This window comes from Acinetobacter sp. G18 (genome assembly GCF_052660225.1).
Map to the genome: position 1 here is coordinate 2,848,668 of NZ_CP109658.1, position 14,526 is coordinate 2,863,193.

13 protein-coding genes are annotated in these 14,526 nt (G+C 38.0%); 7 read left to right on the forward strand and 6 right to left on the reverse strand.

Going from position 1 to position 14,526, the window contains the following annotated elements; all coding sequences use genetic code 11:
• Positions 1-8: 8 nt before the first annotated feature.
• Genes rubB through oxyR form a run of 3 tightly spaced genes read left to right on the forward strand, consistent with a single transcriptional unit; the run spans position 9 to position 3,102 of the window.
• Positions 9-1,190 (forward strand): rubredoxin reductase RubB, encoded by a 1,182-nt coding sequence (rubB, locus tag NE363_RS13510; protein WP_049065777.1) that lies wholly within the window; start codon positions 9-11, stop codon positions 1,188-1,190.
• A 52-nt stretch (positions 1,191-1,242) separates the two neighbouring features.
• Complete coding sequence (gene estB, locus NE363_RS13515) at positions 1,243-2,187, forward strand: esterase EstB (protein ID WP_004703103.1); 945 nt, start codon at positions 1,243-1,245, stop codon at positions 2,185-2,187.
• 6 nt (positions 2,188-2,193) lie between these two features.
• Positions 2,194-3,102: a LysR family transcriptional regulator OxyR gene (gene oxyR, locus NE363_RS13520; RefSeq protein ID WP_004703104.1), complete on the forward strand. Its 909-nt coding sequence runs from the start codon at positions 2,194-2,196 to the stop codon at positions 3,100-3,102.
• Positions 3,103-3,131: 29 nt separating this feature from the next.
• On the opposite strand, the gene NE363_RS13525 is transcribed toward oxyR, so the two are convergent.
• The 3 genes from NE363_RS13525 to mtgA all read right to left on the reverse strand — a co-directional run bounded on the left by NE363_RS13525 (position 3,132) and on the right by mtgA (position 6,821).
• Entirely contained in the window at positions 3,132-3,722 is a 591-nt protein-coding gene (locus tag NE363_RS13525) for an SPOR domain-containing protein (RefSeq protein ID WP_212512218.1), read from the reverse strand.
• Positions 3,723-3,960: 238 nt separating this feature from the next.
• Positions 3,961-6,039, reverse strand: coding sequence for a polyphosphate kinase 1 (gene ppk1, locus NE363_RS13530; RefSeq protein WP_019456848.1), 2,079 nt, complete (start codon positions 6,037-6,039; stop codon positions 3,961-3,963).
• Positions 6,040-6,143: 104 nt separating this feature from the next.
• The gene (gene mtgA, locus NE363_RS13535) at positions 6,144-6,821 is read right to left on the reverse strand and encodes a monofunctional biosynthetic peptidoglycan transglycosylase (protein ID WP_004703111.1); all 678 of its coding nucleotides are present in this window, start codon (positions 6,819-6,821) and stop codon (positions 6,144-6,146) included.
• Positions 6,822-6,897: 76 nt separating this feature from the next.
• Between mtgA and NE363_RS13540 the strand changes: the two genes are divergently transcribed.
• The gene (locus tag NE363_RS13540; protein WP_004703112.1) at positions 6,898-7,707 is read left to right on the forward strand and encodes a rhomboid family intramembrane serine protease; all 810 of its coding nucleotides are present in this window, start codon (positions 6,898-6,900) and stop codon (positions 7,705-7,707) included.
• A gap of 1 nt (position 7,708) precedes the next feature.
• On the opposite strand, the gene NE363_RS13545 is transcribed toward NE363_RS13540, so the two are convergent.
• Together NE363_RS13545 and NE363_RS13550 are read right to left on the reverse strand one after the other, a co-directional pair.
• Positions 7,709-10,168, reverse strand: a complete 2,460-nt coding sequence (locus NE363_RS13545) for an ABC transporter permease (RefSeq protein WP_445535268.1) — start codon at positions 10,166-10,168, stop codon at positions 7,709-7,711.
• A gap of 3 nt (positions 10,169-10,171) precedes the next feature.
• Positions 10,172-10,864: an ABC transporter ATP-binding protein gene (locus NE363_RS13550; protein ID WP_004703117.1), complete on the reverse strand. Its 693-nt coding sequence runs from the start codon at positions 10,862-10,864 to the stop codon at positions 10,172-10,174.
• Positions 10,865-10,908: 44 nt separating this feature from the next.
• Here NE363_RS13550 and NE363_RS13555 point away from each other — a divergent pair, with 44 nt between their 5' ends.
• Positions 10,909-11,532 (forward strand): arylesterase, encoded by a 624-nt coding sequence (locus NE363_RS13555; protein ID WP_134262951.1) that lies wholly within the window; start codon positions 10,909-10,911, stop codon positions 11,530-11,532.
• A gap of 32 nt (positions 11,533-11,564) precedes the next feature.
• Here the strand turns inward: NE363_RS13555 and NE363_RS13560 are convergent, their stop codons facing one another.
• Positions 11,565-12,179: a carbonic anhydrase gene (locus tag NE363_RS13560; RefSeq protein ID WP_019456843.1), complete on the reverse strand. Its 615-nt coding sequence runs from the start codon at positions 12,177-12,179 to the stop codon at positions 11,565-11,567.
• Between the two features lie 284 nt (positions 12,180-12,463).
• Between NE363_RS13560 and NE363_RS13565 the strand changes: the two genes are divergently transcribed.
• Together NE363_RS13565 and NE363_RS13570 are read left to right on the forward strand one after the other, a co-directional pair.
• The gene (locus NE363_RS13565) at positions 12,464-13,492 is read left to right on the forward strand and encodes an alpha/beta fold hydrolase (protein ID WP_039253355.1); all 1,029 of its coding nucleotides are present in this window, start codon (positions 12,464-12,466) and stop codon (positions 13,490-13,492) included.
• Between the two features lie 26 nt (positions 13,493-13,518).
• Entirely contained in the window at positions 13,519-14,526 is a 1,008-nt protein-coding gene (locus NE363_RS13570) for a hypothetical protein (RefSeq protein WP_445535269.1), read from the forward strand.

Genomic DNA, 14,526 nt, shown 5'->3' on the forward strand with positions numbered 1-14,526 from the left:
AGAAAAAAATGCATCCAATCGTCATTATCGGATCAGGCATGGCGGGTTATACCTTAGCACGTGAGTTCCGTAAGCTTAACCCAGAGCAAGAACTTGTGATGATTTGTGCGGATGATGCGGTGAACTATGCAAAACCAACGTTATCTAACGCTTTTGCAGGTAAAAAGGCTCCGGAACAAATTCCGTTAGGTGATGCTGCAAAAATGAGTGCACAGCTCAATATGCGTATTGAACCTTTTACATGGGTGAAAGAAATTTTAGCTGAGCGTCATGAGCTTGTTCTAGAAAAAGATGGTGTTGTTTCTCAACAACCCTATTCAAAATTAATTTTGGCTATTGGTGCCAACCCGATTCGTCTTGCAATTGCAGGAGATGGCAGTGATGACATTCATGTAGTGAACTCACTAATTGACTATCGTACCTTCCGCGAAAACCTTGCTCAACGTAAAGATAAACGTGTTGTAATTTTGGGTGCTGGTTTAATCGGTTGTGAATTTGCCAACGACTTACTTCATAGTGAATATGATGTAACAGTAATTGATTTAGCGCCTCAACCATTGGGCCGCTTATTACCTTCACACATTGCTTCAGCTTTCCAAGAAAATCTTGAAGAAGCTGGGGTTAAATTTGCATTAGGCACTACCGTTGAAAAAGTAAGTAAAATCAATAACGGGGAAGATTACGCAGTTACATTAGCAAATGGTCAAACTTTAGTTGCTGATATCGTACTTTCAGCAATTGGCCTACAACCAAATATTTCTCTTGCTCAAAGCGCAAATATTCAAACCAGCCGTGGTGTAATTACCAATAGCTTGCTTGAAACGAATCAGGCAGATATTTATGCAATTGGTGACTGTGCAGAAGTTAACGGTACCCTGCTTCCTTATGTAATGCCAATTATGCAGCAAGCGCGTGCTCTAGCAAAAACATTAAGCGGCCAACAGACAAATGTACATTATCCTGCAATGCCAGTTGCGGTAAAAACCCCGGCTGCGCCACTTACAGTTTTACCGGCACCAGTTGATGTCGATGTAAATTGGGAAACTGAAGAATTCGACGATGGTATGCTTGCCAAAGCACTTGATAATGACGGAACATTACGTGGTTTCGTATTGTTAGGTGCGACAGCAGGCAAACAACGTTTAACTTTAACTAAGCTTGTTCCAGATCTTATTCCTGCCCAAGCATAAAGTTTAAATTAGGAATACTCGTTACAGAGTATTCCTTTAAGGTATGAATAACATGAATAGCGCCTTACAATTTAGTATTTCACCCTACACTCCTTTTATGCAGGAAACCAAAGTCAACTTAGGCAACGGTATTGAATTGCATGTAGAAGTAGGTGGAAAACCAGAACACCCGACCATTTTGCTGATTATGGGCTTAGGTGCTCAAATGCTATTTTGGCCGGACTTTTTCTGTAAATCGCTCATTGATCAAGGTTTTCGTGTTATTCGTTTTGATAACCGTGATATTGGCCTTTCATCAAAAGTACGTCATCAGGGTAAACGTTTAAATACCATGAAGTTGATGGGACGCTTTGCTTTAGGGTTAAGTAATCAGGGCGCACCTTATACATTGTATGATATGGCTGACGACGTCTCGATGCTTCTTGACCGTTTAGGTGTAAGTAAGACTCATGTAGTCGGTGCATCAATGGGCGGTATGATTGCCCAAATTCTTGCTGCAAAATATCCAGAAAAAGTAGAAAAGTTAGGTTTGATGTTTACAAGTAACAATCAACCGTTTTTACCCCCACCGTTTCCTAAACAGCTTTTAAGTTTGATTGGCAAACCAGAATCACGTGATGAAGAAGGGATTGTTAATCACAGCTTAAAATTATTCCAGTTAATTGGTTCTCCTGGTTATATTAACCATATTGAAGCCGTTCAAACCGCACGAAAACTTTATCAACGTAGCTATTATCCTGCTGGTGTACTTCAACAGTTTTTAGCAATATTATGTACAGGTTCCTTACTGCAACTTGACCGTGAAATTAAGCAACCCACAATAGTCTTACATGGCTCTCGTGATCGCTTACTTCCACCGAGCCACGGTAAGGCTGTAGCAAAAGCAATTTCCGGTGCTAAGTTTGAATTAATTGATGGAATGGGGCATGATATCCCTGCCCATTTTATTCCACAGCTTAGCGGTTTATTTGCGCATCATTTTAAATCATCATACTAGGACACTATGGCTGCATTACCCTCATTAAGACAGCTATCATATTTAGTTACGTTGTCGGAAACTTTGCATTTTACTGAAGCAGCACGTCGCTCTTTTGTTACCCAATCGACTTTATCGGGCGGCATTATGGAGCTAGAAAGGCTACTAGGTGGCGTTCTGGTTGAACGTGACCGTCAGAATGTGCGTTTAACGCCATTAGGTGAGCAAGTCGTTGCTCGAGCCCGTGTATTGCTAGCAGATGCTCAGGATTTAATGCGTTTAAGCCGTGAAATGAGTGAACCATTAACTGGTGATCTTCATTTGGGTGTTATTCCAACCATTGCACCTTTTATCCTGACACGGTTACTTGATGAAGTGCATCACCAATTACCAAAAATTCAGTTGCATTTACATGAAGCTCAAAGCGAGAAAATTGTAGAGCGATTAGAGCATGGTAATTTGGACATGATCGTTCTTGCACTACCTTTTGACACAAGAAGTCTAAAAGTAGCTGAAATTTCAAAAGAAAATTTGTATCTTGTTTGCAGTAAACAAGATACAAATGCGCTTCAAGCAAACTCTCTAGATGACCTCGATTTGTCACGACTGATTTTACTTGAAGAAGGCCATTGCTTACGTGACCACGTATTAAGTGCGTGTCCAATTGGTGAGCGTAAAAACGATAACCGTTTAAAAGCAAGTTCATTACCTACCTTAGTTGAGATGGTGTCTTCTAATTTAGGTTTTACGCTTTTACCAGAAATCGCAATTGAAAATAGTATGATCAAGTTTAATGATCAGATTACTGCAAAACCAATTGAAGATGCACCAAGTCGTACTCTGGCACTCGTTACACGTAAAAGTACACCACTACAAAGCGAATTTGATGTACTCCTGCAAATCATGCAGAAAATCACAACAAATTTACATGAATAAAAAAAGGAGTCTTCGGACTCCTTTTTCTTTTACTGCGCTGTTAAAGATGCCCATTTGAAAACCCAAGCTGATTTCAAATCTAAATTCTCATCTGAAATGATTTTTTCTCGAATGATTTGTGCAATCGCATAATCATTGGCTGGATCTATCATGACCCGTATTCCTTTTGTAGTTGGACTAGTCACAACCTTATATCCTTTAGCGTGCAATTGTGACTGGAGCATATTTGCTTTATTTTGATTAGGCGCTAATGCAACTTGTACCATCCATTTTTTTTCACCATTTTCTAAAATTTCTTTAGCCACTGCTGCATCAAGCTGTTTTTTATTCTCAAGAGTTTTCTTTTCTTCTATTTTTTTTGATTGAGTCTCTTCGGCCTTCTTTTGTGCTAACTGCTCATCTTGAGTCGTTTTTCTTTTTTGAATGCTTATAGATTTATTTTGTATTTCATTCTTCTTATTTTTTTCCCTAGGCGGCTGTACAAAATAGGGATATATCATTTGATCATCATATTTATGAAATACAATAATATCTCCATAGCACTTTTGATCTGCATAAGCAGTCACTGGCATTACCCCTAAAAATATTCTAATAAATAAACTTTTAATAAAGCATTGCATATTATTCACTTACCAAAGTTAAGTATATTTAATGCGGCGTATTAAAGTAGATTTCTCGTGATTTGTATATTTTTAATATTCAAAGTTTTATGCAAAGAATCACATATTTTTTAAACATCTTGCGTTAATTCAAATTATTATTGTATATCTTGCAACCATTTAAGTATTCAGACTAAAATACCTTTAATTTCATATAATTAAAAAAACCGACATAAAGTCGGTTTTCTAATATTAAGTTTTATTTAAATGTTTCTAATAATTCTCTTTGAGCATTATGCAGTTTTTCACCTTCAGCAGGTTGGGCACGAACCCAAGTACCATCACCTTGTAATAACCAAGCTTGCTGATTATCTTGCAAATAATTAAGAAGACCTTGTTGATAAATTCGTTTCTTCAATGCTGGGTCTTCAATTGGGAAACATGCTTCAACACGATTAAATAGGTTACGATCCATCCAGTCTGCACTTGAACAGTAAATACGTGCATCGCCGTTATTACTAAAGTAATAAACACGCGTATGCTCAAGGAAGCGCCCTACGATTGAACGTACTCGAATGTTTTCCGATAAATTCGGTAATCCTGGACGTAAGCAACAAATCGAACGAATAATCAGATCTACCTGCACCCCTGCTTGAGAAGCTTCATACAATTTATTGATTAACTGAACTTCAGTTAAAGCATTTACTTTCACAATAATTTGGGCTTTACGACCAGCCTTAGCATTGGCAATTTCTTCATCAATAAAGTTGATGAGCTGAGCATGCAAAGTAAAAGGTGCATGGAGCAACTTTTTCAGTTTTGCCATTTTGCCCATACCTGTTAACTCTTGGAAGATACGATGTACGTCTTCACATAAGTCTTTATCGGTCGTCATAAGACCATAATCGGTATAAATACGGGCATTCATCGCATGGTAGTTACCTGTTCCTAAATGAACATAACGTACCAATTTATTATTTTCACGGCGTACTACCATAATCATTTTGGCATGAGTTTTATAACCCACAATGCCATAAACGACTACCGCTCCTGCTTCTTGAAGTACATTTGCCACTTCAATGTTTGATTCTTCATCAAAACGGGCACGTAACTCAATAACTGCCGTTACTTCTTTTCCATTACGTGCAGCTTCGGCCAAGACTTGCACAATTTCCGAATCAACACCACTACGGTAAAGCGTTTGTTTAATTGCAAGTACTTGTGGATCACGTGCTGCTTCGCGGAGTAACTGAATAACTGGAGCAAAAGATTCAAATGGATGATGAAGCAAAATATCCTGCTTTTGCATAGCCGAGAAAATACTCTCAGTCTTTTTAAATACTTTTGGTACGACCGGTGTATGTGAGTCATAACGCAAATGAGGACGTTTAAAGTTTGAAACCAGACGAGCCAAGTTTACAGGACCATCAACTTTGTATAGTTGCTCATCGGTTAAATCGAATTCTTCTAATAAATATTCATAAATATGCTGTGGACAGTTATGAGTCACTTCTAAGCGAACTGCACGACCAAATCGGCGTGAACTTAACTCACCTTTTAAAGCTTTTGCTAAATCTTCAACGTCCTCATTGAGCGCCAAATCGGCATTACGGGTAACACGGAATTGGTAACAACCCGTTGCAGTCATGCCTGGGAACAAGTCTGATACATGCTCATGAATAATGGCAGACAGCATGACATGATGCTCTTTACCGCCTGTCAACTCATCTGGTAATCGTACAACCCGAGGTAATGAGCGTGGTGCTGGTACAACCGCTAAGTCAATTTGACGACCAAACGCATCTTTACCTTCTAAGGTCACAATAAAGTTCAAGCTTTTATTGACTAAACGCGGAAATGGATGAGCTGGATCTAGACTAATTGGTGTTAAAACAGGTGCGACTTGTTCCTGAAAATATTTTTTAACCCAAGCTGATTGAGCTGGTGTTAACTCCCCACGACGTAAGAAGCAAATATCTTCTTCACGGAGTTTAGGCAAGATTTCTTCATTTAAAATACGATATTGACGTTCAATTGCAGCATGAGCAGTCTCAGAGATTTTTTGTAAGACTTGTCTAGGTGTTAAACCATCTGGACTTCGACTTTCATTGCCTAGAGCATATTGCTCCATGACACCAGCTACACGAATTTCAAAAAACTCATCTAAATTACGTGAAAAAATAAGCAAGAAATTCATTCGTTCAAGTAATGGATGTAAAGGGTCGACTGCCTGTTCCAATACGCGCAAATGAAAGTCAAGAATAGACAATTCACGATTAATATAACGGTCGTTATAACTATATTCTGTTGGGGTCGTTGCTGTAATCGCTGTATTCATGTCTAACTTAATCTCTTTCCAACCAAAATCTCTGCAAAATAGTATGCTGCAAAATTATGTCAATTTGATAAAAACTAAAAAAATAACACATCTTTAAGACAGAGTTATTCAGGAATCTGGGTGCTATTCATATAACGTAAAATAACGCGTTTTCGATATTGTAGTTTATGGTCATTACGATGATCTTGATAATATTTTGGATCAGGCAATAACGCGGCTAAAAAAGCAGCTTGTTCGCGTGTTAGATTTTTAGCACTTTTACCATAATAATATTGGGCAGCAGCTTCAACACCATATAAATGTTTGCCAAATTCAACAGAGTTCATATAGACCTCAAGAATTCGACGTTTTGACCACATACGCTCCATCATCCATGTCGCTACTGTTTCTTGGCCTTTGCGAATAAATGATCGCTTATTGTATAAGAACAAGTTCTTTGCAAGTTGTTGAGACACAGTGGAACCACCAGCAACCACTTCGCCCTCTTCGTTATTACGCTCTAGCGCAAAACGAATGCCATCCCAATCAAAGCCATGATGGTGGATAAACTTTGCATCTTCACCGGCTAAAATTGCATGTTTGAAATTATCGCTAATATCATCATAGTCGAGCCATTCATGAATGATCGGCCGAGATGTATCTGACCAATAATCAATTCGCATAAACATGGTAGTATCAACTTCATGAGTACGCCACCAAACTAAACTTGAGAAAATCCAAAGCTGAATTAGGAGAATTGCACCAATAAAAATTAACAACACGCGAACAATAAAAGCTTTCATGTTCGTCCCAATCTCCTGTATTCAACTTTTTTCATGTTAAGCTGTAAAGCATGTTCATATATAACAAAAGCATAGCATGACTCAATCTCAGCCTCCGCACATTAATCGTAAACTCAATGTACAAGCATGGTGGCTGACGGCCCTACTGATCTCAATCAATGTAGGTTTGTTCATCTGGCAAATTATATCTGGAGTCGACATTAGCGACCCAGCCATAAAAGATGCTCTTCACTGGGGTGCAGATTTTACACCACTTACTTTTTCTGGACAGCCCGAACGTTTATTTACCAGCATGTTTTTTCACTTTGGTATCATTCACCTTATGCTTAACATGTGGGCCCTATATATTTTCGGTAATGTCGCTGAAGCTTTATTTGGTCGTTTATATTTTATCGGCCTATATTTGCTTGCTGGCCTGTTTGGTAGCCTTTTGAGTAGTTATATCAATATTCAAAATGGACATGAATTACTACAACATTTTGACCAAAGCTTGCTCCCTCATGTAAGTGCCGGAGCCTCTGGTGCTGTGATGGGATTAGGTGCGGCTTTAACTGTCCTTTCATTATTTCCTCCTCTACCTCATCAAGCCTATATACTCGATAAAAAAGCATTATTAATGATTATGGCGATTAACCTTATATTCGGTCTGGTTGCCACAGGTATCAATAATGCTGCACATGTCGGCGGTATGATTATGGGTGCATTACTCGCGCTGATTTGGTATTTAAGTTACCGTACTAAACTTAGTACGACCTTAAAATTTTTGGGTTTAATGGGAGGACTCTTATTAACAGTCGGCTTCTATATTTACTGTAATCAACTGAACTCACCATTACTTCCACTTTGGCATGAAATTTTAATTCAGAACCCAGAAATACTGCCTTAACTTAAATCTGGTTCAGCTCTCGCAAACTTTGTAGTGGCGGTAAATTACAAAGATAACCAAGTCTATATCGACCAATGAGAGCACAAAGCAACATCATAACAAGGGGTAAAATCAACCATATTTCAATATGCCACTGTATAGCCATATTCATTTTATAACTTGCTATTGCACTAATTACTTCGGCAAAACAGCAGGCAACAATGCCTGCTAATAGCCCTAAAAATCCAATTTCTAAACTCAGCATTTGCTTCATTTTATTTTTAGACAAACCAAATGAACGTAATAAAGCAACCTCTCGACGGCGCTCATCCATTAACAGGTTTAAACAAGCAATTAAAACGAGTATTCCAGAAAAGCCAACTAAAGCCGCAAGTACAGTCACGATTTTGACTAATACATTCATTAAACGCTTTACTTCATCCAAAATACGGTCAACATCAATAAAGACTGTATTTGAAAATTGCTGAATAATATTAATCATTTTAGGCTGATCTTGTTTAGGCACATAAAAGCTACCCAAGTAGCTACCCGCATTTTCATCTAAAGTTTTGGGCGAAAAAATAAAGAAGAAATTTGGACTAAAACTTTCCCATTCAACACTTCTAAAATTCACAACTTTTGCCTGCAAAGTACCGTCAGGCATGCTAAAAGTCAGCTTATCCCCAATCTGAATACCTAAACTTTCAGCAGTTTTTGCCTCGACTGAAACTTGTCCTATGCCATTAAAAGTGGCTTGTCCTTTTGTAATGACATTATCATTTGGCAAAATGTTTGACTGAGTTAAATTTAATTCACGGCGTAAAGAATTATTTTGCTTGATTGCATCTTCAGAAAAAGGAACATCATTCTTTGCAAGTAATCGTCCACGAATATTTGGATACAGAGGCGTACTTTGCCAACCATTTTGTTTTAATTGTTGCTCAAAAGCTTTTAAATCAAATGGTGGTAGGCCATAAACAAACTGATTTGGTGTGCCTTCTGGTAACTGCTGTTGCCAACGCTCTAATAAATCTGTCCTGAGTACGCTTAGCACGGTAATAAGGCTTAAACCCAAAGCCAGTGCTGTAATTTGTAAGGCACTTTGCGATGGTGAACGAATATAAAAAGATAAACGGGTTTTCATCTTCTTTAAGCTACGAAGCAAAACCCAAACAGCGGTGTACAACAAAACACACAGAACGATAATTGCAGCTAGCACCATAATACTGAGCATCAAGTTTTCACTTAAAACTAAGCTAAAAATAACAAGACTGGTAATACCCGCAAAGAACATAAAAAATAGTGATTTTCGAGATTTTGCTTGCTCTCGAATAACTCGAATTGGAGGTGTATTTAACAACTCCCAGATACTTGGCAAAATAAATCCAAGTAGCACAATTACACTCGTAAAAATGGCAATTGGTAAGGGACCGATTAAAAAGCCGACTACCGAGAAACTTAACTCTAGTTGTGGAATGAGCTGCAACATAAGCTCAAGTAACCCATAACCCATCATTATTCCGAGTAGGCTACCAATCAGAATTGAAATTGCGCTGACTAAAAAAAGTAGCCCGATATATGCCCATAAAATTTGGAACTTACTGGCACCCAAACAACGCATTAAAGCAATATGGTCTTGGTTTTGCTGAACATAACGTTGACTCGTTAAAGCAATCGCAATGCCACACAATAAAATCGTTAAAATATTGGCAAGTTGTAAAAAAGTATCAAGGTTTTCTAGTGGGCGTAATAATCTACTATTTGACTCACTGGCATCGCGTAAACGTAAACCTGCGTTTTCTTCCTGATCATTTACGGGTTTATGTTGCTGTTTAAATTGCTTGCTAAAGTTTTGTACTTGATTAGGTTGACCAGACATTAATAGTCGATAATCGATTCTACTGCCAGTTTGAATTGCATGCGTTTTAGCTATATCAGCTTGATGAATAATAACGGTAGGCGAAAAACCTGAAAAGCCGAGTTCCTGATTCGAATCACGTACAATGACACCACTAAAACGAAATTCGGCATCTGCAATAGAAACCGTATCGCCTAGTTTAACTTTAAGTAAATCGGCTGCTCTTTGACTTAACCACAGTTGGCCTGGTTGAATACTCTGCGCACTAGGTGCAATCTCCAGCTGTCCTCTTAATGGAAACGCCGGCTCTATTGCTTTGACATTGACCATGACAAATTGATTTTGAGTATGTGCCATAGAACTAAACATGGTCACATGAGTCTGCCTTAAACCAAGCTGCTCTGCTTTTTTCTGCCATTTAGTGTCTAGAGGTTCATTATTCGATAGAACTAAATCCGCTGCTAACATTTGTGACGCCTGCAGACTTACCGCATTTTTAACTTGGTCATTACTGAACTTGAGAGCTGTTGTTGCACTAATGGCAAGTGAAAGAGCAATAATGAGTAAATATAACCCACCAGTACGAAAGCTTTGTAATAAAAGTGGTTTAAGTAGATTACGCATAGTCTAACCACCCTGTACTGTCTTTAAACAACCATCATCTAGTTCAACATGACGCTGGCAAAGCCCAGCTAAATCGCGGTCATGTGTAACCAAAATAAGTGTAGTGCCGAGCTCTTTATTTAAATCAAAAAGGAGACCTTCAACTTCTTGAGCTGTTTGCCCATCTAAGTTCCCAGTTGGCTCATCGGCAAAAATAATTTGTGGTTCGGCAATCAGAGCCCGAGCAATTGCTACACGCTGTTGCTCACCTCCAGATAAGACTTTAGGCGTTTGTTCGGCTTGTCGACTCAACCCTACTCTATGCAACCAGTTTAAGGCTTTCTGCTCAGCAATTTTATAATCAAAGTCTTTTCGCAACCGAAGCGGTAACATCACGTTTTCAAGCGCACTTAGTTGCGGTAAAAGTTGGAAAGACTGAAATACAAAACCAATATGTTGCATTCTAATCTGAGCGCGTTGTTCTTCTGTCAACTCATGAACAGCCTGTCCACATAACCACACCTCTCCTTCCGACGGTTGGTCTAAAGTCGCTAAAATGCCCAACAAAGTCGATTTACCTGAGCCAGAACGTCCTGTAATGGCTACCTGCTCACCTTCATAAATCTCTAAATCAATGTTTTTTAAAATCGTAAACTGATTTTGGTTAATCTGAATAGTTTGTGTAACTTTATGGGCAGCAATAATAGGTTGTGGCATGATGTGGACAGTCCTATATGTTTAGTATTCGAGTTGAAACACAAATGTATAAATCTTATTTGTTTGGTTCTAAAAGCCTCTTACTCATCTCATTGAGCATGTTGCCCATGTTGGTCTCGGCAAAGACTATTTTAATTTTAGGAGATAGTATTAGTGCCGGTTATGGAATAGACCCTAAACAAGGTTGGGTACAATTACTACAAAAACGCTTAGACCAACAGTATCCCAAACAACATAAGGTGGTCAATGCAAGCATGAGTGGTGAAACTACAAGTGGCGCTTTAGCGAGATTACCTAAACTTTTACAAACTTATAAACCTGAGGTTGTTGTTATTGAGTTAGGCGGCAATGATGGTTTACGTGGGCAACCCCCACAAATGATTCAACAAAATTTGTCTCAGCTTGTCCAATTAAGCCAAAAACAAAAAGCGCAGGTTATTCTTTTTGGTATGAAAATTCCACCAAATTATGGAACTGCTTATAGCAAAGCATTCGAGAATAACTATAAAACTGTAAGTCAAAAATATCAGGTGAAACTGCTACCGTTTTTCCTTGATGGCGTCGCTGGTCAAAAACAGCTAATGCAAAATGACTTGATTCATCCAAATACTCAAGCACAAACAAAATTACTTAATTTGGCTTATCCATACATAAAAGGTGCCCTATAGGCACCTTTTAGTTTTAAATTTTTTCAATCTGCTCAGAAGTCAAAAAAAGTAACTTCTCCTGTTTCTAACGAATATTCAGCACCAACAACAATCAACTCGCCTTTTGCGATTAGGCTCTCTAATACAGCAGAACCATGACGTAATTGATTGACCGAAGCAAAAACGTTTGAACGTACTGCATGACATGAAAGTTTTTTCAGATCATTCTTTAAGTCAGTTTGCATTAAAATTTCAACTGATGGACGAACACGGTTCACAATTGACATTAAGTTAGATGACGGTGGGTGGTCAGGATTCATCAACGTATCAATTGTTGCTTGAATCGCGCCACAATGACTGTGTCCCAATACAATTACAACTGGACAATCATAACGCTCTGCTGCGAACTCGACACTACCCACTTGTGAAGGAGCAACCACATTACCAGCAACACGAATTACGAATAAGTCACCAAGACCTTGATCGAATACCATTTCTGCTGGTACACGAGAATCTGAACAACCTAATACAATCGCAAACGGATTTTGGTCCTTTGCCATTTCAGCACGTTCATGGTGCGATAAGGTTTTTGCAAGGGAAGTATTTCCATTTACAAATCGTTGATTACCAGCTTTCAGACGATCTAAAACTTCTTGCGCAGTAGGCATTTTATATTTCCATTGTTTTTTCAAGGTTAGAAATTATTTTAATGTGTCAAAATTTGAATGTCACTGACAAAAAATAAATCCTTTGTTATGAAAAAATTTAAAAATGCCTAATCGATTTTAATCAGCTATTACTGCTCAATTCCCTACTGTTTAGTGAAAAAATAGACATACTTTAGTTCCTAGATTGACTATAATTTTCTTGATTCCAAACGTTTGGCAAATGACTCATTGGCAAAGTTTTTCAATAATTTTTCAAACTCGTTTAAGCTTCAAGGATGAAAACTATGACTAGGCTGTCTGCATCAATTAAAGCCTCCATGAAAAAAACTGCTACTGTATTGACTATAGCTTCTTGTAGCTTATTTTCAGTGATGAGTATTTCTCAAGCACAGGCAGCCGATAATATTGATATCAACTTTCAGACCGTATTACAGCAAGAACGTAGCTGGGCTGGACTGCAAAGTAAAAAATTAAAAGTTGGGGATATCACTTGGTCATATAGTGAAGGTGGTTCTAGCACGAAGCCAACTTTACTGCTCATTCATGGGTTAGGTGGTAGTCGAGATAACTGGAACCGAGTAGCACATTACTTAACTACAAATTATCATGTCATTATTCCTGATTTACCGGGGAGTGGTGAAACAATCGTTGCTCAAGATTTCGATTATTCTGTTCCCAACTTAGCTGAAAAATTACGTCGATTTGTTGAAGCTGAAAATTTGAAGGGACCTATTCATATTGCGGGGCACTCGCTTGGTGGCTCAATTGCCCTACTCTATGCTGGACAATATCCATTTGAAACTAAGAGTCTATTTTTAGTTGATAGCGGCGGTATTTTCCGTTCTGCCAACACAATTTATCTCAAAGATCCTACCTATCTAAAACAACTTTTAGTCTCTAAAAAAGGTGACTTTAACTATTTGTTAAAACAAACCATGTTTAATCCTCCATTTATTCCTAAAGAGTTCTTACAGGCTCAGGAAAAACTGATGATTAATCAGGCACCACAAACACAAAAACTAGTTGATCAACTGATCGCACTTAATAAAGTCTATACTCCAGACTCATTTGCAGTGCTTACCAAAACCATTGATGCACCCACACTCATTTTATGGGGCAAACAAGATAAAATTATTAATGTAGAAGTGGCGAGTGAGCTCAAAAGTCTCTTAAAAAATGCACAACCTCCTGTCATTTTAGAAAACGTAGGCCATATGCCAATTTTGGAAGCTGAGCAATTGGTTATTCAACAATATGTACCGTTTTTACTTAAAGTAGAAACAAATCAAGCGTCAAAAACGACTTCTCATTAAATAAAACTTCGGACTTGTGAGACCTTATGTCTACCCAACCAATCATTGAAAAACTTATTGAAGCTCATCTAGATTTTTTAGATGAGCAATTTGCTCAGACTCAAGTCATCCAACAAGAGTTTGAGCAATTTTATCATTGGTTAGGTAGCCGGCAATTACAACAACTGTGGACTTTTGAACAGATTCAACATCTTATTCAAAAGCAAATTTTAGATACACCCGCTTCTGATTTTCTAATTGAACAGATTGCAGAGCATATTCGCTTTGCACTCATTCATCCTGCAAATGACACAGCAACGGTTGAAAATGTTATTCCTGTCTTAACCATTGACCGAATTGCACAGTATGTTGCAAGTAAAGAACAGCATCGTAAAAAACTCATTAAAACAATTGTAAATAATCCAGCCTTTTCTGCCCTGCTCACGCAACTGATTCAGCAAACCATGCATGACTATCTAGATGAATCTATGTCAAAACGCGTACCAGGTGTAGGTCGTTTTATGAAAATGGGCAAATCGGTATTAGAAACAGTGACCGATTCTAATCTCGATGACACGATTAACCATTATTTGCAAAAGAATATTTTAAAACTCAGCCAAATGAGTGAACGTGTTTTAAACCAACATTTTGACAATGATAAGCTTTATCACTTTCAAGCTAATATTTGGCATAAAGTTAAAACGATGCCACTTTCTGTTTTAAAAAATTATATAGAAACTGAAGATTTAACCAAAACGGTTGGTTTAGGGCATGAAATTTGGGACCATATTCGTCAAACTGATTATCTAAAACAACAAGTCCATGATGGTATTTATACGTGGTACGCGCGTAACCAAGAACGTAATTTTGACTTGTTACTGCGAGACCTAAATATTGAAGAAAGTTTAGTACAACATGAACTTACTCAGTTACTTGTACCTGTATTACAGCAACTCGTTACAACAGGACATTTAAGACGCCGTGCCCGTGTGTACTTAGAAAAGTTTTATTACTCTGAAAAAGCATTAGATATTTTAAATAACAAAGGCGCTTGA

Bases quoted from the DNA above. Each gene is read 5' to 3' on its own strand.
- NE363_RS13570 (WP_445535269.1), top strand. From the start codon at position 13,519: ATGTCTACCCAACCAATCATTGAAAAACTTATTGAAGCTCATCTAGAT.
- estB (WP_004703103.1), top strand. From the start codon at position 1,243: ATGAATAGCGCCTTACAATTTAGTATTTCACCCTACACTCCTTTTATG.
- NE363_RS13555 (WP_134262951.1), top strand. From the start codon at position 10,909: ATGTATAAATCTTATTTGTTTGGTTCTAAAAGCCTCTTACTCATCTCA.
- mtgA (WP_004703111.1), bottom strand. From the start codon at position 6,821: ATGAAAGCTTTTATTGTTCGCGTGTTGTTAATTTTTATTGGTGCAATT.
- rubB (WP_049065777.1), top strand. From the start codon at position 9: ATGCATCCAATCGTCATTATCGGATCAGGCATGGCGGGTTATACCTTA.
- oxyR (WP_004703104.1), top strand. From the start codon at position 2,194: ATGGCTGCATTACCCTCATTAAGACAGCTATCATATTTAGTTACGTTG.
- NE363_RS13525 (WP_212512218.1), bottom strand. From the start codon at position 3,722: ATGCAATGCTTTATTAAAAGTTTATTTATTAGAATATTTTTAGGGGTA.
- NE363_RS13560 (WP_019456843.1), bottom strand. From the start codon at position 12,179: ATGCCTACTGCGCAAGAAGTTTTAGATCGTCTGAAAGCTGGTAATCAA.
- NE363_RS13540 (WP_004703112.1), top strand. From the start codon at position 6,898: ATGACTCAATCTCAGCCTCCGCACATTAATCGTAAACTCAATGTACAA.
- NE363_RS13550 (WP_004703117.1), bottom strand. From the start codon at position 10,864: ATGCCACAACCTATTATTGCTGCCCATAAAGTTACACAAACTATTCAG.
- NE363_RS13545 (WP_445535268.1), bottom strand. From the start codon at position 10,168: ATGCGTAATCTACTTAAACCACTTTTATTACAAAGCTTTCGTACTGGT.
- NE363_RS13565 (WP_039253355.1), top strand. From the start codon at position 12,464: ATGACTAGGCTGTCTGCATCAATTAAAGCCTCCATGAAAAAAACTGCT.
- ppk1 (WP_019456848.1), bottom strand. From the start codon at position 6,039: ATGAATACAGCGATTACAGCAACGACCCCAACAGAATATAGTTATAAC.